Here is a 21711-nt window from a genome sequence, read left to right as displayed (position 1 = left end):
GGGACCTCCTGCGTGTGGCGAGTGCTGGTCAACCGTAACGGACCGGACCGACCCCCGGCGTCAGCGGTTCGCGGGGGAGATGTTGAGGGTGGCGTCCTCGTTGAGCCACTTGTCGCCGCGGAGCTCGAGGTAGGGGTTCATCCACTCGAACTGTTCGGGGGTGACGCCGAAGCGCTTCGACACCGTGGTGAGGTCGTCCCCGTGCGACACCATGTACCAGGTGGGCGTGCCGTCGACGTCATTCACGTACCCGTACGCACCCGGGCGGGCCTTCCCCACGGTCACGCGCAGGTCCGGGTAGGGGTTCGGGATCTTCCACGTCAGCGTGCCGACCGCGAGCACGGAGCCGACCCACGGACGGTCCGCGTCGCTGGTGCCGTCGCCGGACGACATCGGCACCAGGACGGCGCTCGCGAGGTAGTCGGGCCGTGCGCCGGCGTCGAGCGTGTACGAGTCGGGCGGTCCGGACGCGCGGTCCCACTGCACGAACCCACGGGTGACCGCGTCGTAGCCGTCCTGGAACCCGGCGACGCGGTGGCGGAACTGGATCGACATCGGCTGCGGGTTCGTCGTCCGGTAGTCCGAGAGGTGCACCGTGAACACGCCGCCGGCATCGGCGGTGACCCGCACGTGGATCGACGTGTCCCCGGTCTTCGACACGACGTCGGTCTCGGCGGCGACCGTCCCGGCAGGGAGGACCTGCTCGGGGGTCGGGGAGGCGGAGGGCGTCGGTCGCTCGGTGGCGTCCGGTCCCTGCACGGCCAGTCGGGTCGGACTCGGTACCGGATCGGGCCCGCTGAACACCGAGCAGCCGGTCAGTCCGATGGCTGCGACCGCCGACAGCAGCACCACCGCAGTCGTCCGTCCCCTCGTCACCGCTCGTCGCATGATCCCCCTCGTCCCCGGCCGGCGTCGGATCTCGCCTGGCCCGCGGCGATCGTAGCGTGGGGTCGAGGCGCGTTCCGGGCTCGTGACCGGATCGGTACCGATGCTGCGGGATCGAGCGGTCGCCCTCGGGCGGACCACCGGTCGGGTGCGTCGATCGGACTGCCGGGGGCGTCGCTCGGGCAGCGGGGCCTACGGTCGGCGCCATGAGCGACAGCATCCCCGACGTCCCGGGCCCCGAGGACTCCGACGACCGCGCACGCACCGACGCCCTGCGCGAGGCCGCACACCACGAGGGCGCGGACGGGGTCGGGGAGCGTGAGCAGCGCGCGGCCGACACCTCGTACAGCCCGTCGAGCGAGCGGGAGACCGAGGCCTCGCAGACGTCGCAGCGTGATCGCGCCGACCTCGAGGCGGACGGCATCGACCCCTCGAGGATCGTCGCCGCTCCGGGCACGGGTGGTGCCGACGACGCGGGTGACGTCGAGCCGGAGCCCGGCGACCTGCACCTGCCGTGGCAGTCCGAGGAGGACCGCCGGGGCTGAGGTTCCGGGGTACGGATCGCCCAGCCCGCCGGCGTAGCGTCCCGCGCATGCCGGTTCCGTGGATGGAGCGCACTGGTCGGACCCCAGGCGGGGTCGTCGGTGCGTGGTTCAACGTCGTCGTCTGTGCGGCGCTCGTCATCGGATTGCCGCTGAGCGTGCTGAGCCGTGGGCACGACCTCGCGCACGTCGTCTTCGCGATCGTCCTGACGGCGATCGCGGTCACCCTGGAGGTCGTGTTCGTCCGGAACCTCCGGCAGCAGATCGAGCGAAGGCGGGGGCGGTGACCGGCGCGACCTGGTTCGGCATCGGTGCGGTCGTCGTGGCGCTGTGGGGTGTCACGATCGCGGTGTTCAACCGGTGGGCGCAGTCCATCGGTGGCGACGAGCTCATGAACGGCAGGCCACTCACCCCGCGGTTCGTCCGGGTGATCGGCATCTTCCTCGCAGTCGTGGGGACCGGGATCGCCGTGGTCGCCTTCAGTGGGCTGCTCCCGACCGGCTGAGCGCGTCAGGACACCGAGTCCGGGTGGGACCCCGTGCGCTGCCCCGACTCGAGCGACGCGATCGCTGCCAGGTCGTCGTCGCTCAGCACGAACCCGTCGACGTCGAGGTTCGACCGGATCCGCGACGGCGTCACCGACTTCGGCAGCACCACCACACCCTGCTGCACGTTCCACCGCACGAGCACCTGCGCCACGCTCACCCCGTGGGCGTGCGCGATGCCGGTGAGCACCGGCTCGTCGATGAGCCGCCCGCGGCCGAGCGGCGACCAGGCCTCGGTCACGATCCCGTGCTGCGCGTGGAACGCCGTGAGGTCGCGCTGCGGCAGCCACGGGTGCCGCTCGACCTGGTTCACCGCCGGGACCTCGCCCGTCTCGTCGATGAGCCGTTCGAGGTGCGGCACCTGGAAGTTCGAGACCCCGACGCTGCGCGCGCGCCCCGACTCGCGCAGCTCGACGAGGGCGCGCCAGGTGTCGACGTAGCGGTCGTTCGCCGCGGCCGGCCAGTGGATCAGGTAGAGGTCGACGGTGTCGAGCCCGAGTCGCTCGAGGCTCGCGTCGAACGCCCGCAGGGTCGCGTCGCGCCCCTGGTGGTCGTTCCACACCTTGGTCGTCACGAAGACGTCGTCACGGTCGAGCCCGGAGGCGCGGATCGCCTTCCCGACGCCGGTCTCGTTGCCGTACATCTCGGCGGTGTCGACGTGCCGGTAGCCGGCGTCGAGCGCGAGACCGACCGCCGTCTCGGCCTCGGTGTCGTCGACCTTGTAGACGCCGAAGCCGATGGCGGGGATCGATGCGCCGTCGTGGAGGGGGACTGAGGTGACCATGCACCCATCCTGCCGATCGTGGCGGGGGTGCGCCGCGCCTCCAGGCTGGGCGTCGCACCACGACATCGACGTGACACGCGTCGATCGACGCACGGGACGTCGAAACACGCGTGTTTCGCGACCTAGGTGGGGATGTTCACCGGCTCGGTGTCGGGGATGGGGCTCGCGTCGCGACCACGCAGGTCGGGCAGCCAGCGCCTCGTGACGAGCGGCAGGACGACGCCCACCGCGGCCATCACGGCGCCGACCATCATCCCGCCGGTCGCCCCTTGGCTGTCGATGAGGAAGCCGGCGACCGCGGAACCGCCCGCTGCACCGATGAGCTGGCCAGTGCCCATCCAGCCGTACGCCTCGGCCGTGTCGGAGAACTTCACCGTCGCCGAGACCGAGCCGAACATGACGGCGAGGGCCGGAGCGATGCCCGCGCCGGCGATGACCAGGGCGAGGCAGAGCCACCAGAAGTTCGTGCCGCCGACGGCCAGGGCAAGTCCGACGAACACGATCGACATCCGCGTCCACAGGGTGTTGCGCGAGATCGGCAGGTGGCCGAGCGTGAGACCGCCGATGAGCGACCCGATGGCGAACACGGCCAGGACGATGCCGGCGTTCGGGCTGCCCTCGCCGAAGACGCTCGTGACGCTCGCCTCGACCGCCGCGCACGCCCCGATGAGGAGGAGGCCGGTGAGGGTGGCGACGACGACCGACGGCCGCTTCAGCACCACGCCGAACGCGCGCTTCGACCGCGGGATGCGGACCCGGCCGAGTTCGGGGGAGGCGATGAACCACGTGCCGCCGACGACCAGGAACACCATCGCGACGACGATCGCCTGGACCGTGCCGATCTGCGTCGCGACGAACGTCGTGATGACCGGGCCGGCGACCCAGATGAGCTCCTGCGCGCTCGCGTCGAGGGAGAAGAGGGGCGTGAGCTGCGACGAGGTCACCATCTTGGGGTAGATGGTGCGCACCGCTGGCTGCACGGGCGGGACAGCGAGGCCGCCCAGGAACCCGACGACCACGTAGGCCCACAGCGGCATGACGAAGAACGCGATGACGGCCATGCTCACGAGCGCGACGAGGCTCGTCAGGATGAGCACCGGCCGCATGCCCCAGCTACCCATCCAGCGGCTGGTGAGCGGACCCGCGATCGCCTGCCCGATGCTCGTCGTCGCGAGCACGAGACCGGCGGCGCCGTACGAGTCGAAGACGTGCTCGACGTGCAGCAGGTACGCCAGCGACAGCATGCCGAAGGGGAACCGTGCGGTGAGCTGCGCGGCGATGACGCGACCCACGCCGGGAGTCTTGAGGAGGGGGCCGTACGTGCTCACGAGACGAGTGTACGGACCGGACGGACGGCCCTGTCACCCGTCCGGGGGAGGTGTGGACGGAGAGCTGCCCGCGACACGCCGACACGCTGATTCCACACATGTGGATCGACGCTGTCCACGGGTGTGGGGAAGTGTCGGTGGTCCGCTGGAGAATGGCGGAATCACGGGCCTCTCCGAGCTGTTCACACTGTGGAGGAGCTTGTGGAGAACTACACGGCTGTAACACTTCCTCTTGTGGTCGGTGACTCCGCCAGCCACTAGATGTAGTGTGGAGGCATCGCAGCGGCCCCTCCCGGAACCTGCTGCACACAGGCATCAAGACAACCACCACAGCAACAGCAGAACCAGGGGAGATCATGGCCGTCACCGTCTACACCAAGCCGTCCTGCGTCCAGTGCACCGCGACGTACCGGGCGCTCGACAACAAGGGCATCCAGTACGAAGTGCACGACGTCTCCACCGACGAAGCCGCGCTCGAGCACGTCAAGAGCCTCGGCTACCTGCAGGCGCCCGTCGTCGTCACGGACGACGACCACTGGTCGGGCTTCCGTCCCGACAAGATCGCGACGCTCAGCGCCGAACTCGCGTAGTTCGACCCACGTCCGCGGGTGGTGACCCGAGCTCGTTCAGGAGGCTCGGATCACCACCGCAGGACACCCACGGTCCGTCTGTCCGCACCTTCTCATCGGAGGGGCACCATGAGCCGACTGGTCTACTTCTCGAGCGTGTCCGGGTACACCGCACGCTTCGTCGAGAAGCTCGGCCGTGACGCGGACCGGATCCCGCTCTACCCGAACGACCCGTTCCTCCACGTGGACGAGCCGTACGTGTTGGTGCTGCCCACCTACGGTGGCGGCAACGGGCAGGGAGCGGTCCCCAAGCAGGTCATCAAGTTCCTCAACGACGAACGCAACCGCTCGCTCATCCGCGGAGTGATCGTCGGGGGCAACACGAACTTCGGCGAGGCCTACGGTCTCGCGGGGGACGTCATCGCACGCAAGTGCAACGTCCCCGTCCTCTACAGATTCGAACTCTTCGGGACTCCTGACGACGTGTCAGCGGTCAACACAGGATTGGATGCATTTTGGACGCAGCAGTTGCAGACGTCGATCTGACGTCGCCGCAGACGGGGATGGACTACCACTCCCTCAACGCGATGCTCAACCTCTACGACGCGGACGGGAACATCCAGTTCGACAAGGACCGTGAAGCCGCGAAGCAGTTCTTCCTGCAGCACGTCAACCAGAACACCGTCTTCTTCCACAACCTGAAGGAGCGGCTCGACTACCTGGTCGAGAACGAGTACTACGAGCGCGAGACGATCGACATGTACTCGCTGGACTTCATCCAGAAGCTCAACGACCTGGCGTACTCGAAGAAGTTCCGGTTCCAGACGTTCCTCGGTGCGTTCAAGTACTACACGAGCTACACGCTCAAGACGTTCGACGGCAAGCGCTACCTCGAGCGCTTCGAGGACCGCGTCGTGATGACCGCCCTCGGCCTCGCGCAGGGCAACGAGCAGCTCGCGATCGACCTCGTCGAGGAGATCATCGCCGGCCGCTTCCAGCCCGCGACCCCGACGTTCCTCAACACCGCGAAGGCCCAGCGCGGCGAGCTCGTCTCCTGCTTCCTCCTCCGCATCGAGGACAACATGGAGTCGATCTCGCGCGGCATCAACTCCTCGCTGCAGCTCTCGAAGCGCGGCGGCGGCGTGGCCCTGCTCCTCTCCAACATCCGCGAGGCCGGCGCCCCGATCAAGCAGATCGAGAACCAGTCCTCGGGCATCATCCCCGTGATGAAGCTGCTGGAAGACTCCTTCTCCTACGCGAACCAGCTCGGTGCGCGTCAGGGCGCCGGCGCGGTCTACCTCAGCGCCCACCACCCGGACATCATGCGGTTCCTCGACACCAAGCGTGAGAACGCCGACGAGAAGATCCGCATCAAGACGCTGTCCCTCGGTGTCGTCGTGCCGGACATCACGTTCGAGCTCGCGAAGAACAACGAGGACATGTACCTCTTCTCGCCGTACGACGTCGAGAAGGTCTACGGCATCCCGTTCGGCGACGTCCCGATCTCCGAGAAGTACCGCGAGATGGTCGACGACTCGCGCATCAAGAAGACGAAGATCAAGGCGCGTGACTTCTTCACCACGATCGCCGAGATCCAGTTCGAGTCGGGCTACCCGTACATCGTGTTCGAGGACACGGTGAACAAGGCCAACCCGATCAAGGGTCGGATCAACATGTCCAACCTGTGCTCGGAGATCCTGCAGGTCAACACCCCGACCACGTTCAACGAGGACCTCTCGTACAACGAGATCGGCAAGGACATCTCCTGCAACCTCGGCTCGCTGAACATCGCGCTGACGATGGACTCGCCGGACTTCGGTCGCACCATCGAGACCGCCATCCGCGGCCTCACCTCGGTGTCGCAGATGTCGCACATCACGTCGGTCCGCTCCGTCGAGGACGGCAACGACAAGTCGCACGCCATCGGCCTCGGCCAGATGAACCTGCACGGCTACCTCGCTCGTGAGCGCGTGTACTACGGCTCCGAAGAGGGCATCGACTTCACGAACATCTACTTCTACACGGTGCTGTTCCACGCCCTTCGTGCGTCGAACAAGATCGCGATCGAGACCGGCGAGACCTTCGACGGGTTCCGCGACTCGAAGTACGCGTCGGGCGAGTTCTTCGACAAGTACACCGACCAGGCGTGGACCCCCGCGACCGCTCGCGTCGCCTCGCTCTTCGACAACGCGAACATCACGATCCCGACGCAGGACGACTGGAAGGCGCTGAAGGCGTCCATCCAGGAGCACGGCATCTACAACCAGAACCTGCAGGCCGTCCCGCCGACCGGTTCGATCTCGTACATCAACCACTCGACGTCGTCGATCCACCCGATCGCGTCGAAGATCGAGATCCGCAAGGAAGGCAAGCTCGGTCGCGTCTACTACCCGGCGCCGTTCATGACGAACGACAACCTGGACTACTACCAGGACGCGTACGAGATCGGTGCCGAGAAGATCATCGACACGTACGCCGCGGCGACGCAGCACGTGGACCAGGGCCTGTCCCTGACGCTGTTCTTCAAGGACACCGCCACCACGCGTGACATCAACAAGGCGCAGATCTACGCATGGCGCAAGGGCATCAAGACGATCTACTACATCCGTCTCCGCCAGCTCGCGCTCGAGGGCACCGAGGTCGAGGGCTGCGTCAGCTGCATGCTGTAGAGCCTGCCGCTCTGCATTCTGGAGGCGCGGTGCCAGCCCGCACCGCGCCTCCAGTCCCGTAATCATCACCATCTCTTGAAGGAAACGTGCGTTGGTCGAGAAGCTGAAGCTCATTGATCGGGTCCAGGCCATCAACTGGAACCGCATCCAGGACGACAAGGACGTCGAGGTCTGGAACCGCCTCGTCAACAACTTCTGGCTGCCCGAGAAGGTGCCGCTGTCGAACGACGTGCAGTCGTGGAACACGCTGACGCCGGCCGAGCAGAAGCTGACCATGCGCGTCTTCACCGGCCTGACGCTCCTGGACACCATCCAGGGCACCGTCGGCGCCGTGTCGCTCATCCCCGACGCGATCACCCCGCACGAAGAAGCCGTCTACACGAACATCGCGTTCATGGAGTCGGTGCACGCCAAGAGCTACTCGTCGATCTTCTCGACCCTCGCGTCGACGCCCGAGATCGATGAAGCCTTCCGCTGGTCCGAGGAGAACCCGAACCTGCAGAAGAAGGCCCAGATCGTCATGGACTACTACCAGGGCGACCAGCCGCTAAAGCGCAAGGTCGCTTCGACGCTGCTCGAGTCGTTCCTGTTCTACTCCGGGTTCTACCTGCCGATGCACTGGTCGTCGCGGGCGAAGCTGACGAACACCGCCGACCTCATCCGCCTGATCATCCGTGACGAAGCGGTCCACGGGTACTACATCGGGTACAAGTACCAGAAGGGGCTCGAGCAGCTCACGCAGGCCGAGCGTGACGAGCTGAAGGACTACACGTTCTCGCTCCTGTTCGAGCTGTACGAGAACGAGGTGCAGTACACGCAGGACCTCTACGACGAGGTCGGGCTGACCGAGGACGTCAAGAAGTTCCTGCACTACAACGCCAACAAGGCGCTGATGAACCTGGGCTACGAGCCGATGTTCCCGAAGAACATCACGGACGTGAACCCGGCGATCCTGTCCGCCCTGTCGCCGAACGCTGACGAGAACCACGACTTCTTCTCGGGGTCGGGGTCGTCGTACGTGATCGGCAAGGCTGTGAACACTGAGGACGAGGACTGGGACTTCTGAGTCTGGTCTGATTCGTGGGGGCGCCCCGTTGGCTTCGGCTGACGGGGCGTTCTTCGTTCGCGAGCACGGTCGCGCATCCGGCCGGATAGGGGGCGCTCATCGAGATTCGTTCCGGACGAGCTATGTGAGACGTGAAGGCCGTGGAGCGCGTGCCGCGGGAGGCGGTGTCCGATGGAGGACCGACTATCGGACGGCCATCAGGATCCCTATCGGAGACGCTGATGGGTAGCGACGGCTCTTGCGAGATCGGTCGCGGCCGTACTCTGACCTCCTCGCGTACTACGGTTCGAACGTGCCCGCGTTCTCCACTGACGACATCCTCGGCAACAGGCTGGACTTTGAGATTGCCCGCGACGGATTCGTCCGCAGGCTGCGAGACGATGCTGCGTTGCGCAATGCCGAGACGTGGCTTCGGCGCGAGGGCTATCGGGTCATCGAGCTGGACGCCGGGGCTTGGCAAGAAGGCAAGCAGATGCACATCGCCTTCGCGACGGCCCTTCAGTTCCCCAGCCACTTCGGGAAGAACCTGGACGCGCTCAACGACTGCATGTCAGACGCAGCCGAGGCGGACTACGGGTGGGATGCGACCGAGACAGGCCTCGTCCTGATCCTCTCCGGCTTCGAGCGTTTCACTCAGCGACTCCCACGGATAGCCGACGATGTGCAGCACATTCTGAGGAGGCAGGGACGCTACGCAGCACTCTTCGGGAACCGGCTCCTCACGATCTTGTCCTGAAGAGGATCCGCTGCCGGGCTGGTCGGGCGATGCAATTCGATCCGAGTGACTGTTGTTCTAGTCGGTGGCTTTGCTGGCGGCGATGGCGGTGAAGACGCTGACGATCAAGAAGGCGATCGCGACCAGGATCGCAACGATGCCTTGTGCGTTGCCGTTGAGCAGGACTGCTCCGCCCAACCAACCGAGCCCTACAGCGACCACGGCGACGGCAGCTGCCCAGACAGCAACGGCGATGTTGCCGTGTGCCTGGTGATGGAGACGGGTCGCGTTTCGAATGTTCGCGATGGTCGAGATGACGGCGCTGATGGTGAGGATGAGGAACGCCACGATGACCACGTCGGAGGCGCGCGTGGCGAGCTCGAAGTACGCCAGGAACACGGCAATAACCGCCGCACCGATCAGCGGGCGGATCGGATGCGTCGGTGTTGTGGTCTGAGCGTCGGTGACGGCCATCGGGGTTCCTTTGTCGGCGATAGGTGTGTGGAAATGCTACTGGCGGATCAGGGGGCGACAGCGACTCATCGCCCCCTGATCAGTCTCAGTAGTTCGTCGTGAACGCCTTCGAGGAGTTCACGTGGAGCGACATGTAGAGATCCTCCGACTGATGCCCGGTGTTCCCGACATAGTGCGCGTGGGCGGTCCAACGCCGCAGGAATCACCGCGGTGGTCCATGCGCTCGCGAAGGCTCCGCATGCGGCCGATGCGATCGCCACGGCGCTGATCGAGCGGGAGGTGCGAGAGAAGTGCGACGGCTGATGCGGCGGTGATCCGGTGAGCCCCCTGTCTTCCGAGCGGACCCTCATGGGCCCATCTGCTCGGCTACTGAGAAGCCTCGGTGTTGCGGATCTCGTGGCTGCCCCGTTCTGAGTCGCGTCGCTGCCGAAGTCGAGTTGCCCGCAACACGCCGGTCACGATCAGGACCGTCATGACGATCCACCCGGTGATCGCGAGCGGCCCGACAAGGCGTTGGTCGAACGGCGGAAAGAGGATCGACTGGTACGTGGCGAAGCTGTTGAGCGCCGCGTGTGCGAGGACGCAGGGCAGAAGCGATCCGCTCGCAAGCCGGAGCCAGCCGATCAGCACGCCGGCACCCACGCAGCCGATGGTCATCATGATGATCCCGAGCGGGTCACGTTGCTCGTAGTTCAGGCCGAGCAGGATCGCGGGGGCGTGCCAGAGACCCCAGATCGCCCCGCTCAGGCTGAGGGCCCACCCGGTTCCGAGCGGCAGCAGTTTCGGGAGGAGCCAGCCGCGCCAACCGATTTCCTCGCCCGTCGCAGCGATCGCCGTGATCGCTATCCCGATGGGGAGGTTCACCAGTTGCAGCAGCGCAAGGAGCGCCATCGGCATCGGCGGCTGCTCGCCCGTGACTCGAATGATGAGCTCTCTCGCCACGGACCGCTCAGGATCGAGCTGCACCCACCCGAGCAGCAGGCCGAGACTCCAGCTGCCCAGAACCAGCACCGCAGCTCCGGCGATGCCGGCGCCAGCGAAGCGCCAGCCCTGACGGGTGAAGAATCCTGTCAGACCGAGCTCAACCAGGAGCGCTTTCCCGCGATGACGCTGGAGCATGACTGCGACCAGCAGCGCTGCGAGGCCCGGTGTGAACATCATCGCCACGGTCGCGATGTAGGCGCCTGGGCTTCCGACGGGATCCGAGAGATCCGCGCTCGTCTGAACCGCTGGCCAGAGCAGCCCCCACGCTGCACCGTACGCCAGGCACACGAACACGCTGACCGCACCCCATCGGGTGCCCCGCGGCCTGCCTGCCGTGGTCTCCCTGTGGTCCTTTCGCGCCGTGATCTGCCTCATGGTGCCTCCTTGTCGATGCGAAGTAGCCAGTACGGAACGACTGCCCACGCCGGGCCTGCCAGGAGTACCCACCACGCTGCTGGTGCCACGATCGAGGCCGCGAATCCCGCGATCATCAGCCAGCTGATCGCCACAGTGGCGATGAACCCAGCGGTCACCGCGCAGGCGATCCGACCCTTCCGTCGATCTCGCGCGAAGGCCGATCCGACCGCCGCGACAAGAAAGAGGGTCTGCACGGCAGCGAGAAGGCTCACCGTCCCCAGCGGGGTCCCGTATCCGCCTGGGCTGCCGTCCGGACCGAAGGTCGTAGCGATCCGATCGGGGAGTCGGTTCCACCACGCACTCGTGACTGCGATCTCGATGAAGACGGGGACGGCCGCGGCGAGGGAGCCAAGAGACGCGCTACGCACGTGCTGCGCGCTCACCGGACCCCAGCGCCATTCACGCTAGGGCTGTGCACGGTGGCGTGGTGCCTTCTGACGAGGCGGGACCAGAACTGGTGCGTCTGCTCATGCGGCGTGTACGGCATCGCGGCGATGCCGACGATCGCAATCATGATCAGCCCGAAGCTCCAGAGCCCCATCGTGATGATGATCGCCCCGTGCAGCACCACGCACAGGACCAAGGCAATCGAACGACTTCGCGGGCCACACAGAATCAGCACACCGATCGCGATCTCCGCTATCACCGCACCCCAGGTCAAGCCCACCGTCACAGCGGGCAGCGTCGTCGCAGCTTGTAGGACAGGAGCAAGCGGTCCGCTCGCCCCGAAGAACGGGTCCCGAAGGACGTAGTACTCGGCTGTGCCGTTGACCCATTCGGTCGCGAACAGCTTCGCGATCGCGGCATTGAAGTAGATCGCAGCGACCTGGACCCGCATGACCATGAGACCACCGAGTGCTACTTGCCGGCGCCATATCGCGACGTGCTCCGGCGGACCAAGCAGCCAGCGACGTTGGTCGGCCAAACTCACGGCGATGAGGAGCAGGGTGCACACCGCAGCCGCCTGGTCGCCACCGTCGGGGAGCGAGATCGACCCAGCGATCGAGAACGCAACCCAGGCGTGCAGGATCGCCATCGTGGATGGTGCAACCCCGGCAGCGACCCCGACGAGGATCATGACCATGGCGGATGTGACGAGTCCATCGGGCAGGAAGCGCCCTAAGCAGTACGTCGACACGTTTCGCAGCCCGTCACAGACCGGACCGGCTCCGCTGCCCACCAAGGTCTGCATCAACGCGTCGTAGGGCGTTGCGACGAGGATCGTGAGCTGGGCCAGCGCGAGAATGCCCCGGAAACCGCTGAAGCGGAGCGACTGAAGGTCGAACCCGCGGATGGTGCGCCGCAGCCGGGGCGCGCTCACCTCAGCGAAGATCAGTTGCACGACACCTCCACCCGTGCAGCCTGCAGCACCCGGAAGTTCGGGAGATCGAAGCTACGGAATTCGAACGGCGTCGCCTTTTCCTGAGCCAAGAGGAGATCCCCGCAGAGAGTCCTCCGCTTCGCCTCATTCTTGAGAGACTGCGGTCGAACTTCGGCGGCCTGTCGGATGCACTTCTGCGAGGCAGATTTGTCTGTGCACTTCGTCCAGTTCGCCACACGCTGATGCAGCGCTGCTAGCTCAGGGCCCTGGGCGCGCTGTGCGCGCGAAACGCCGAACATGTTCGTCGCTCTTGCTTGCGGCAGTGACAGTGCTGATTCGCCTGTCTGGGTGCGGTACGCGACGTACTGCCGGCCCTTGGACGATGCGGTGAAGAATTCCCAGCGCTGTGGGGCGATCGCCAGCACGGTATCTCGCACCTTCACCGCAGCAGGATCGCGACTCGACAAGGCGTGTGGCGACAACGACTGCACGATCGTGAGTGCCGTCCAGCTCATCAGCAGCACAACCGTCGTGACAAATGGCCAAACCGGTCGGTTCTCACCCATCAGCGAAGCGCGCGAGTCAGCTCCGAAGCAAAGAGCGCACCGGAGTCACGATCTGCCGACTTGGGCCCCCAGAACTTCACCGAGACGGAGACAGCCGCCCAGACCAGGACACCGACGGCGAGGACCACGAGGCACTTGCCATCGCCGGTGATCGCGGCAGGCTGTGAGGTGGCGATGCGCTCGGTCGCGGTTTCGAACGCGTGCAGCGCATCGAGTACTCGGTAGGGATCGCCGCTCTGGAGGGGGATGGTGATGTTGTCGTGGAACTGTGGGTAGGCGTTCTTGTACTCCGCGGTCACGGCGGAGATCTGCGCAGCTGTCAGCTTCTGCTCTGCGCTTGGTACGTACGTTGCAAGTTCAGGGTGTTCGGCGATGATTCGCCCCTGCCCGGTGAACAGCTCGATCACGTTCCGATCGGAGAGCGGGGCTCGCTCGGCGGCGAGGTGATGCGTCGTCGGTGTTGCTGCCTGGGCTGGCAGCGCCGGCACTGTGATTGCAGCGGAAACGGTGACCATCACGGCCGCAGCCGCGATCATGATCTTCGACATCGAAGGTTTTTCCTCTCGAGGTTCTTGTCAGTTGCTCGACGGCAAAGCAGCCGCCAGTTCGGCCGCGAACTGTTCCTCGGTCACGGCGGAGCCGGATCGGCCAGCAACCCAGACGAGGACGCCCAACCAGAGCGTGGCCGCGACCGCGACGGCGATCAGCAGGGCGCACTTGCCGTCGCCGGTGATGGCGGCAGGCTGTGAGGTGGCGATGCGCTCGGTCGCGGTTTGGAAGGCATGCAGCGCGTCGAGGACCCGGTACGGGTCGCCGCTCTGGAGCGGGACGGTGATGTTGTCGTGGAACTGTGAGTAGGCGTTCTGGTACTCCGCGGTCACAGCGGTGATTTGCGCAGCTGTCAGCTTCTGCTCGCCGCTTGGTACGTACTTCGCTAGTTCAGGGTGTTCGGCGATGATCCGCCCTTGCCCGGTGAACAGCTCGATAACGTTTCGATCAGAAAGCGGAGCCCGTTCCACTCTGACGTGTTGCGACGTTGGTGTTGCTGCCTGGGCAGGCGGCGCCGGCACCGTGGTTGCAGCGGAAACGGTGACCATAGCGGCCGCAGCCGCAATCATGAACTTCGACATCGAAGCCCCCTTCTGGCGCAGCCCCTCCGCGCCGAGGACAACGTACACATACCGAAGTGTGATGCGCAACATATCGATGTAGCCCTGGCCTCGTACCAACGCAACCTGTCAGCCGGACGGCGGCCGCGCCTCCAGGCCGGATCGAGAGCCGCGCACGCGGCGGACGCAACACGAACGGCGGCCCTCCTCCTCCCGGAAGAGAGCCGCCGTGGTGTTTCGCAGTGTCAGCGCGCAGAAGGAACGGCCGCGCCGACGAGCTCGGCCCGCACGATGTCCGCACCAGCGGACAGCGCACTGAGCTTCCCCAGCGCCGCACCCCGCGCCAGCGGCGCCATCCCACAGTTCGAGCTGGGGATGAGCTTGTCCGCATCGACGAACTCGAGCGCCCGCCGCAGCACCTCAGCGACCTCGTCCGGGGTCTCCACGACCTCGGTCGCGACGTCGATCGCCCCGAGCATGACCTTCTTCCCCCGGATGAGCTCCACGAGGTCGAGGGGCACGTGCGAGTGGATGCACTCCAGCGACACGATGTCGATCGACGACTGCTGCAGCAGCGGGAACGACTGCTCGTACTGCCGCCACTCCGCCCCGAGCGTCTCCTTCCACTTGTTGTTCGCCTCGATGCCGTACCCGTAACAGATGTGCACGGCGGTCTCGGCGCGGAGCCCCTCGGTGGCGCGCTCGAGCGCGGCGACGCCCCAGTCCTGCACCTCGTCGTGGAAGACCGTGAAGGCGGGCTCGTCGAACTGGATGATGTCGACGCCGGCGGCTTCGAGCTCCCGGGCTTCCTGGTTGAGGATCGCGGCGAACTCCCACGCCAGCTTCTCGCGGGACTTGTAGTGCTGGTCGGAGAGCGTGTCGATCATGGTCATCGGCCCGGGGAGCGCCCACTTGATCGGCCGGTCGGTCTGCGCTCGGAGGAACTTGGCGTCGTCGACGAACACCGGGGCGGGCCGACTCACGGCGCCGACGACCGTGGGGACAGCAGCGTCGTAGCGGTCGCGGATCCGGACGGTCTCCTTGCGCTCCTGGTCGATGCCGTCGAGGTGCTCGATGAACGTCGTGACGAAGTGCTGGCGGGTCTGCTCGCCGTCGCTGACGATGTCGATTCCGCGGTGCTCCTGCTCGTGCACGGCGGATCGGAGCGCGTCCTGCTTCCCTTCGGTCAAGGCGGCTCCGTCGAGCTGCCAGGGGGACCAGAGGCGCTCGGGCTCGGCGAGCCAGGACGGCTTCGGCAGGCTGCCGACGATCGCGGTGGGGAGGAGAGAACTCATGGAGGTGACGGTCCAGACGGTCAGCGGGCGGGGACGGGCTCGGCAGCGAACTCCGAGAGGAGTGCGCGGTGTGGCGTCACGAGGTGCTCCTCGGTCCACCGGCCCTGGGTGATCCCGAGGCGGCTGCGCTCCTCGCGGTCGTAGGTGACCGGAGTGGGCGTGAAGTCGGTGTGGTCGAGCGTGGGGCGGTACGTGCTGCCAGCGGGGCTGTTCGCGGCGTAGATCTCCGGGCGGTAGATCTTCTGGAACGTCTCCATGGTGGCGATCGTGCCGATGAGCTGGAGGTCCGTGTAGTCCCCGGTCAGGTCGCCGCGCGTGTAGAACGCGAGCGGGGCCGACGCTCCGGCGGGCTGGAAGTACCGGACCCGCATGCCCATCCGGCCGAAGTAGTCGTCGGTGAGCGAGGAGTGCTCGTGCTCGTACTCGGCGCCGAGGACCGGGTGGACGTACCCGGTCCGGCGGTAGGTCTGGCTCGTCGAGACGCTGATGCAGACGACGGGCTCGGCGCTGAAGCCGTCGTGGAACGCCGACGACGAAAGGAACCGCTGGAAGAGGGCCCCGTGCAGCACACCGAAGTCGGACGGCAGGCCCGGCGACGACGGCAGCAGCACCGAGAAGTCGTAGTCGCGCAGGTACGACGAGAAGTTGTTGCCGAGGATGCCGTGGTGGTGCTCGCCGGTGTGCTGGTCCACGATCGTGACGTCGAGCATCTCGAGCAGCGGGAACTCGGCGTCCGATCCACCGTCGGAGAACTGCAGTGCGGCCGAGACGATGTCGAGCTGCAGGCGGTAGCGATCACCGGCAGCCGAGAGCTCGTTCGCGCGGCCGTCGATCATCGCCAGCGCAGCACGGAGGTTCTCCTGCCGGCGCTCGCCGCGCGCCAGGTTGGCGAAGTTCGTGGTCAGCCGGGAGCTGTCCGACGGGGAGTAGTCCTCGTCGAACCGGGTCCGGGTGATGCTGAAGGTGATCTCGCTCGCCATGATGCATCGATCATGGCGGGATCCCGAGGCCATCAGGTAATACCGAGACACTATGCGGCGGTATAGCCTCGGCCTATGGCCCGGGTCTCGAACGACATCACCCTGCAGCAGCTCCGGTACTTCATCGAGGTCGCGACCGAGGGCTCGATGAGCGCCGCGGCCGATCTGCTCTACGTGTCGCAGCCGACCATGTCCGCGGCGATGAAGGACCTCGAGACACGGATCGGTCGCCCGCTCTTCACCCGTTCGGCCCGAGGCGTCGTGCTCACCGTCGACGGCGTCGAGTTCCTCGGGTACGCCCGGCAGGTCGTCGAGCAGGTCTCCCTGCTCGAGCAGCGGTACGTCGGGCGGCAGGCGTCGCGTCGACTGCTCGGGGTGTCGGCGCAGCACTACTCGTTCGCCGTCGAGGCGTTCGTCCGGATGGTCGAAGCGGCGGCCGCGGACGAGTACGAGTTCTCGCTCCGCGAGACGCGCACCTGGGACATCATCGAGGACGTCCGCACGCTGCGGAGCGAGGTCGGCATCCTCTACCGCAACGACTTCAACAAGCAGGTCCTCGGGAAGCTGCTGCGGGACGCCGGTGTCGTGTTCACCCCGCTGTTCGTCGCCCAGCCGCACATCTTCGTCTCCCGGCGGAACCCGATCGCGTCGCGGGAGCGCGCGACCCTCGAGGACCTCGCCGACCTGCCTCGACTCACGTTCGACCAGGGCGCGAACAACTCCTTCTACCTGGCCGAGGAGATCCTGTCGACGATGTCGAGCAAGCGGGAGATCCGGGTCTCGGACCGGGCGACGATCTTCAACCTCATGATCGGCCTCGGTGGGTACACGATCTCGACGGGCCTCATCAGCGACGACCTCGACCCCGAGATCGTCGCCATCCCGCTCGACGTCGACGAACGCATCGAGATCGGGTGGATCGCCCACGCCTCGGTTCCCCTCACCGTGCAGGCGCAGGCGTACCTGGACGAGTTGCGAGCGGTGGTCAGGAGCTACGGCGTCGAACCGCTCGCGCGGTGACCAGCCTGGAGGCGCGACCCGCCTCCGTCAGGCGGGTCGCGCCTCCAGGCTCCCGCGACCGGCGCGGGGCGCGACGGACCGCCGTATCCTGGCTGCCGGCCCGCGTCGACTCCGCGGCGCGGAGGGAACTGCCATGAGCATGGAAGGCGCGGCCTGGAGCTCGCTCTACAAGATCTCCACCGCCAAGGACGGCAGGAACGGGTTCTCCCGCGAGTCGCTCCGGCGCATCATGACATTCGCGACGCCGTACCGCGCCAAGCTCGTGGTCTTCATCGCGCTCTCGATCGTCGGCGCGTTCCTCGCGGTCGCGACTCCGGTGCTCGCCGGCCAGGTGGTCGACGTCATCGCCGCTCGTGGCGCGGTCGGCACGATCGTCTGGCTCGCGGTGGTCATCGCCGTCGTCGCCGTGGCCGACGCTGCCTCGTCGCTCGCGACCCGGTGGTACTCCGCCCGCATCGGTGAAGGGGTGATCCTCGACCTGCGGACCGCGGTGTTCGACCACGTGCAGAAGATGCCGATCGCCTTCTTCACCCGGACCCGGACGGGCGCGCTCGTCAGCCGCCTCAACAACGACGTGATCGGAGCGCAGCAGGCCTTCAGCGGCACGCTGTCCGGCGTGGTCACGAACCTCGTGGCGCTCGTCCTCACCCTCGCCGTGATGCTCAGCACGTCGTGGCTCGTGACGGTGATCGCGGTGCTCATGCTGCCGCTCTTCCTGGTGCCGGCTCGCCGCATGGGTGGTCGACTCGCGGCCCTGCGTCGCGAGGCCGCCGACCACAACTCGGCGATGAGCACGCAGATGACCGAGCGCTTCTCCGCTCCCGGAGCCACCCTCGTGAAGCTCTTCGGTCGGCCGGAGGAGGAGTCCGAGGAGTTCCGCGTCCGTGCGGCGCGCGTCCGGGACATCGGGGTGCGCACCGCGATGCTGCAGTTCGTCTTCGTCACCGCCCTGACGCTCGTCGCGGCCCTCGCCCTCGCGCTCGTGTACGGCCTCGGCGGGGTCCTCGCCCTCGGCGGCCAGCTGAACACGGGTGACGTGGTCACGCTCGCGCTCCTCCTCACCCGGCTGTACGTGCCGCTGACCAGTCTCGCGAACGCCCGTGTCGAGATCATGAGCGCGGTCGTCAGCTTCGAGCGGGTGTTCGAGGTCCTCGACCTCGAGCCGCTCATCCAGGAGAAGCCCGGCGCCGTGGCCGTGCCGGACGGTCCGGTCACGGTGGAGTTCGACGACGTCCGGTTCGCCTACCCCTCGGCGGACCGGGTGTCGCTGGCGTCGCTCGAGGAGGTCTCCACGCTCGACACCCGGGGCGGGGACGAGGTGCTGCACGGCATCTCGTTCCGGATCGAGCCCGGACAGACCATCGCGCTCGTCGGGACCTCGGGCGCGGGCAAGTCCACGATCGCGCAGCTGCTCTCGCGGCTCTACGACGTCGACCAGGGCGCCGTCCGGCTCGCCGGTGAGGACGTCCGCGACGTGACCTTCGAGTCCCTCCGGCACACGATGGGCATGGTGACGCAGGACGGGCACCTGTTCCACGAGACCATCCGCTCGAACCTGCGGCTCGCGCGGCCGGACGCCTCCGACGACGAGGTGTGGGACGCGGTCCGCCGCGCGCGCCTCGAGACGCTGATCCGGTCCCTGCCGGACCAGCTCGACACGATGGTGGGGGAGCGCGGCTACCGGCTGTCCGGCGGGGAGCGACAGCGGATGACGATCGCGAGGCTCCTGCTCGCCCAGCCGCGGGTGGTCATCCTCGACGAGGCCACGGCGGCCCTCGACTCCACCTCGGAGGCTGCGGTGCAGGCTGCGCTCAGCGAGGCGCTCGAGGGACGCACGGCGATGGTGATCGCGCACCGACTCTCCACCATCCGGAGCGCGGACCAGATCCTCGTCGTCGAGGACGGCTCGATCGTGGAGCGCGGGACGCACGAGGAGCTGCTCGCGGCGGGTGGCCGGTACGAGGAACTGCACCGGACGCAGTTCGCGGTGCAGAAGGACGTCGCTCCGGACGAGGTGGGTCCGGCGAGGGCGTAGGTGCACTCGGCCGCCGTGCTGCACTACGGTCGGGGCGGGGGTTCGATGCTCCCGCCGACCCCCGAGGAGCGCACCGTGTCGTCACCGACGCCGCCAGGCTGGTACCCCGACCCGTCCGGTCAACACGCCACCCGGTGGTGGGACGGCACCCAGTGGACCGTGCAGGTCGGCCCGCCGCCCGCGCAGCTGCCCCGCCAGCGGCTCCCCGAGCACGTGCCGACGGACACCGTGTTCGTCTGGGTCCTCGCGCTGCTCCCGCTGCTCTCCCTCCCCGTCACCTTCCTCTACGAGCCGCAGGTCCGTTACGGCGTCGGTCCGGGAGGCGTCCGGACGGTGGACCCGACCTCCATCTACACCGCCGGGTACTTCCTGCTGCAGGCGTTCTCCGTGCTCCTGTACGCCGCGAACGTCGTGCTCGCGTTCTTCGACCACCGGGCCCTCGGGCGGCGCGGCGTCGTCCGGCCGTTCTCGTGGCCGTGGGCGTTCCTGTCGCCGATCGTCTACGTCATCGGCCGGTACGTCGTCGTCCGCAAGGTCGCACCCGGACGGCCCATGTGGCCGCTGTGGATCAGCATCGCCGTCGTCGTCATCGGCATCATCGTCGGGATCGGTCGGGCCGTCGCGGTGTTCCAGCAGGTGCTCCCGTAGGCGTCACCGGACGAGGACGAGTCGTGCACTACACACGAGCGACGAGCGACGACCTGGACGAGTTGCGGACGTTCCTGCTCGAGGCCGACCTGACGATCGCCGGCCTCGACTCGCCGGCCGTGCAGGTCTGGCTCGAACGCGGACCCGAGGGCGGGATCACCGGCAGCACCGGATTCGAGCTCAGCGCGGACGGCGCGCACGCCCTGATCCGGAGCGTCGCGGTGTCCGGCTCGATGCGGGCGTCCGGGGCCGGTACGCGGCTCGCGCGCTTCGCGCTGGCTGAAGCGGCTCGAGCGGGCGCGGGTCGAGCGTGGTTGTTCTCGCGGCGGTCGGGGCCCTTCTGGCAGAAGCTCGGCTTCACTCCCGCAGACCGCGACGTGCTCGCTTCCGTCCTGCCCGGGACGCAACAGGTGCGCCTCTTCACGTCGACCGGGCAGCTCGGACGCGAGGTCGCGTGGTCACGCGAGCTCGTCAGTGGTGACGTCTCGTTCCGGGTCCGCGAGCGGGGCGCGTAGCATTGCCCGACCCGGCGCTCGGTCGCGGTCCACACCCCAACGCACGGGAGGCAACGTGAACGGCCCACTGCGGAGCACTGTTCGTGGACGGCGTCGAGGGGGAGCCCGGGTCGTGGCCGGAGTGGCCGTCGCACTCCTGGCGATCGTCGTGTCGGGGTGCTCCACGCAGACGGCCCCGAAGGCCGCCGATCCCCTCGCCACCTGGAACGCGGCCGTGGCCGACCGGGCCGACGAACCCGCGAACTGGGTCGCCCTGGGGGACTCGATCACCGAGGGGCAGGGTGCCTCCGCCCGCTCCACCCGGTGGATGGACCTCACGCTCGACGGGCTCCGCACGGAGCACCCGACGGACGGTGTCACCGGTGGCGCCGGGTACCTCCCGGCACAGTTCGCCGTGTACGGCCCGGACTCGACGTGGGGTGACTGGGCGACGGCGAGCACGGGGTCGAGCCAGTTCGACGCCACCGCACCCGACCTCGGCTACCGATCGGTCGCGATGCAGGCAGGCGCTTCGCGCACCTACGCATTCACGGGCACCGGGATCGACATCTGGTGGGCGCGCTACCCCGGGTCCGGCGACTTCACCTACAGCGTCGACGGAGCCGCACCGGAGACCGTCGCCACGACGGGGTCCGCCAGCACCGGCACGACGACGACGGTGGACGGGTTGTCGAGCGGGGAGCACACGGTGACGGTCACCGCTGTCTCGCCGTTCTCCCTGCTGGGGTTCACGATCTTCGACGGCGACCGGGGCAAGGGCATCCACCGCTACGACTCCGCCCACTCCGGAGCGACGATCGCGACCTTCACCGAGGACCAGGAGGGCTTCCTGACAGCGATGCGTCGTGCTGCGCCGGACCTCGTCACGATCACGCTGGGTGGCAACGATGCGTCGAAGCTCACCCCCGAGGAACTCGGGACGCAGTACGTGGCGTTCCTGAAGGCGCTCGCGGCACTCCCCACGAAACCCTCGCTGCTCGTGATCGGCGAGTTCGACCCGGCCTCGAGCATGACGGACGGCATGGCGAGCCCGTGGTCGACCTACCTCGCCGAGATCGAGAACGCCGCAGCGAAGGGTGGCGCCGCCTTCGTCGGCCTGGCGGACGCTCTCCCGCAGGCCGACCACTCGGGCACGGGGATCTACTCGACGGACGGCATCCACCCGAGCGACTCCGGCCAACGGCGGATCGCGAAGCTCGTGCTCGCCACCCTGGCTGCGCACGAGGACGACTGACGGACTGGAG

Annotated in this window: 25 protein-coding genes; 13 read left to right on the top strand and 12 right to left on the bottom strand. The window is 67.4% G+C overall.

The genetic code is table 11. From position 1 onward, the window contains the following. Nucleotides 1-60 precede the first annotated feature (60 nt). Nucleotides 61-888, bottom strand: coding sequence for a hypothetical protein (locus QE359_RS00925; RefSeq protein ID WP_309776919.1), 828 nt, complete (start codon nucleotides 886-888; stop codon nucleotides 61-63). A 203-nt stretch (nucleotides 889-1091) separates the two neighbouring features. Between QE359_RS00925 and QE359_RS00920 the strand changes: the two genes are divergently transcribed. From QE359_RS00920 to QE359_RS00910, 3 genes are read left to right on the top strand one after another with little or no spacing between them, the layout of a single operon-like run. Continuing rightward, on the top strand, nucleotides 1092-1430 hold the full coding sequence (locus QE359_RS00920) for a hypothetical protein (RefSeq protein WP_070417911.1): 339 nt from the start codon (nucleotides 1092-1094) through the stop codon (nucleotides 1428-1430). A gap of 47 nt (nucleotides 1431-1477) precedes the next feature. Continuing rightward, on the top strand, nucleotides 1478-1714 hold the full coding sequence (locus QE359_RS00915) for a hypothetical protein (protein ID WP_309776918.1): 237 nt from the start codon (nucleotides 1478-1480) through the stop codon (nucleotides 1712-1714). After that, nucleotides 1711-1932, top strand: coding sequence for a hypothetical protein (locus QE359_RS00910; RefSeq protein WP_309776917.1), 222 nt, complete (start codon nucleotides 1711-1713; stop codon nucleotides 1930-1932). Before QE359_RS00915 ends, QE359_RS00910 begins: the two co-directional genes overlap by 4 nt. A gap of 5 nt (nucleotides 1933-1937) precedes the next feature. Here QE359_RS00910 and QE359_RS00905 read toward each other — a convergent pair whose 3' ends face one another. Together QE359_RS00905 and QE359_RS00900 are read right to left on the bottom strand one after the other, a co-directional pair. Continuing rightward, nucleotides 1938-2756, bottom strand: coding sequence for an aldo/keto reductase (locus QE359_RS00905; protein WP_309776915.1), 819 nt, complete (start codon nucleotides 2754-2756; stop codon nucleotides 1938-1940). A 122-nt stretch (nucleotides 2757-2878) separates the two neighbouring features. Beyond that, nucleotides 2879-4084: an MFS transporter gene (locus tag QE359_RS00900; protein WP_309776913.1), complete on the bottom strand. Its 1206-nt coding sequence runs from the start codon at nucleotides 4082-4084 to the stop codon at nucleotides 2879-2881. 356 nt (nucleotides 4085-4440) lie between these two features. Between QE359_RS00900 and nrdH the strand changes: the two genes are divergently transcribed. The 5 genes from nrdH (at nucleotide 4441) to QE359_RS00875 (ending at nucleotide 9124) form a co-directional block, all read left to right on the top strand. Then, entirely contained in the window at nucleotides 4441-4674 is a 234-nt protein-coding gene (nrdH, locus tag QE359_RS00895; RefSeq protein ID WP_022904483.1) for a glutaredoxin-like protein NrdH, read from the top strand. A gap of 108 nt (nucleotides 4675-4782) precedes the next feature. Then, nucleotides 4783-5199, top strand: coding sequence for a class Ib ribonucleoside-diphosphate reductase assembly flavoprotein NrdI (gene nrdI, locus QE359_RS00890; RefSeq protein ID WP_022906556.1), 417 nt, complete (start codon nucleotides 4783-4785; stop codon nucleotides 5197-5199). Between the two features lie 17 nt (nucleotides 5200-5216). Next, on the top strand, nucleotides 5217-7322 hold the full coding sequence (gene nrdE / locus QE359_RS00885) for a class 1b ribonucleoside-diphosphate reductase subunit alpha (RefSeq protein WP_083295195.1): 2106 nt from the start codon (nucleotides 5217-5219) through the stop codon (nucleotides 7320-7322). A 91-nt stretch (nucleotides 7323-7413) separates the two neighbouring features. Then, nucleotides 7414-8388 carry a class 1b ribonucleoside-diphosphate reductase subunit beta gene (nrdF, locus tag QE359_RS00880; RefSeq protein ID WP_071303048.1) on the top strand — a complete coding sequence of 325 codons (975 nt, stop codon included), beginning with the start codon at nucleotides 7414-7416 and terminating at the stop codon, nucleotides 8386-8388. Nucleotides 8389-8680: 292 nt separating this feature from the next. Beyond that, a complete protein-coding gene (locus tag QE359_RS00875; RefSeq protein ID WP_309776903.1) occupies nucleotides 8681-9124 on the top strand; it encodes a barstar family protein in 444 nt (147 codons plus the stop codon). A 57-nt stretch (nucleotides 9125-9181) separates the two neighbouring features. Here QE359_RS00875 and QE359_RS00870 read toward each other — a convergent pair whose 3' ends face one another. From QE359_RS00870 to QE359_RS00835, 9 genes are all read right to left on the bottom strand, one after another. After that, complete coding sequence (locus tag QE359_RS00870; protein WP_309776901.1) at nucleotides 9182-9577, bottom strand: hypothetical protein; 396 nt, start codon at nucleotides 9575-9577, stop codon at nucleotides 9182-9184. A gap of 366 nt (nucleotides 9578-9943) precedes the next feature. Then, nucleotides 9944-10936, bottom strand: coding sequence for a CPBP family intramembrane glutamic endopeptidase (locus tag QE359_RS00865; protein WP_309776896.1), 993 nt, complete (start codon nucleotides 10934-10936; stop codon nucleotides 9944-9946). Beyond that, on the bottom strand, nucleotides 10933-11346 hold the full coding sequence (locus tag QE359_RS19025) for a DUF1648 domain-containing protein (protein ID WP_396127747.1): 414 nt from the start codon (nucleotides 11344-11346) through the stop codon (nucleotides 10933-10935). Before QE359_RS19025 ends, QE359_RS00865 begins: the two co-directional genes overlap by 4 nt. An 11-nt stretch (nucleotides 11347-11357) precedes the next feature. Continuing rightward, nucleotides 11358-12320, bottom strand: a complete 963-nt coding sequence (locus QE359_RS00860; RefSeq protein ID WP_309776894.1) for a sporulation-delaying protein SdpB family protein — start codon at nucleotides 12318-12320, stop codon at nucleotides 11358-11360. Next, nucleotides 12311-12865 (bottom strand): SdpA family antimicrobial peptide system protein, encoded by a 555-nt coding sequence (locus tag QE359_RS00855; RefSeq protein ID WP_309776892.1) that lies wholly within the window; start codon nucleotides 12863-12865, stop codon nucleotides 12311-12313. Before QE359_RS00855 ends, QE359_RS00860 begins: the two co-directional genes overlap by 10 nt. After that, nucleotides 12865-13413, bottom strand: coding sequence for a hypothetical protein (locus QE359_RS00850; RefSeq protein ID WP_309776890.1), 549 nt, complete (start codon nucleotides 13411-13413; stop codon nucleotides 12865-12867). Before QE359_RS00850 ends, QE359_RS00855 begins: the two co-directional genes overlap by 1 nt. A 27-nt stretch (nucleotides 13414-13440) precedes the next feature. Then, complete coding sequence (locus tag QE359_RS00845; protein ID WP_309776889.1) at nucleotides 13441-13995, bottom strand: hypothetical protein; 555 nt, start codon at nucleotides 13993-13995, stop codon at nucleotides 13441-13443. A 224-nt stretch (nucleotides 13996-14219) separates the two neighbouring features. Then, nucleotides 14220-15269 (bottom strand): methionine synthase, encoded by a 1050-nt coding sequence (locus tag QE359_RS00840; RefSeq protein ID WP_309776887.1) that lies wholly within the window; start codon nucleotides 15267-15269, stop codon nucleotides 14220-14222. A 20-nt stretch (nucleotides 15270-15289) separates the two neighbouring features. Further along, complete coding sequence (locus QE359_RS00835) at nucleotides 15290-16249, bottom strand: putative oxygenase MesX (protein WP_309776885.1); 960 nt, start codon at nucleotides 16247-16249, stop codon at nucleotides 15290-15292. 75 nt (nucleotides 16250-16324) lie between these two features. Here QE359_RS00835 and QE359_RS00830 point away from each other — a divergent pair, with 75 nt between their 5' ends. From QE359_RS00830 to QE359_RS00810, 5 genes are all read left to right on the top strand, one after another. Beyond that, the gene (locus tag QE359_RS00830) at nucleotides 16325-17269 is read left to right on the top strand and encodes a LysR family transcriptional regulator (protein ID WP_309776883.1); all 945 of its coding nucleotides are present in this window, start codon (nucleotides 16325-16327) and stop codon (nucleotides 17267-17269) included. Nucleotides 17270-17402: 133 nt separating this feature from the next. Continuing rightward, nucleotides 17403-19304, top strand: a complete 1902-nt coding sequence (locus QE359_RS00825; protein ID WP_309776881.1) for an ABC transporter ATP-binding protein — start codon at nucleotides 17403-17405, stop codon at nucleotides 19302-19304. Nucleotides 19305-19379: 75 nt separating this feature from the next. Then, on the top strand, nucleotides 19380-19952 hold the full coding sequence (locus tag QE359_RS00820; protein WP_309776879.1) for a DUF2510 domain-containing protein: 573 nt from the start codon (nucleotides 19380-19382) through the stop codon (nucleotides 19950-19952). 23 nt (nucleotides 19953-19975) lie between these two features. Then, a complete protein-coding gene (locus QE359_RS00815; protein WP_309776878.1) occupies nucleotides 19976-20467 on the top strand; it encodes a GNAT family N-acetyltransferase in 492 nt (163 codons plus the stop codon). 112 nt (nucleotides 20468-20579) lie between these two features. Then, nucleotides 20580-21701: a GDSL-type esterase/lipase family protein gene (locus tag QE359_RS00810; RefSeq protein ID WP_309776876.1), complete on the top strand. Its 1122-nt coding sequence runs from the start codon at nucleotides 20580-20582 to the stop codon at nucleotides 21699-21701. Nucleotides 21702-21711 lie beyond the last annotated feature (10 nt).

It is taken from the genome of Curtobacterium sp. SORGH_AS_0776 (assembly GCF_031453355.1).
Classification (GTDB): Bacteria; Actinomycetota; Actinomycetes; order Actinomycetales; family Microbacteriaceae; genus Curtobacterium.
This window is presented reverse-complemented; position numbering and strand designations above follow the sequence as displayed.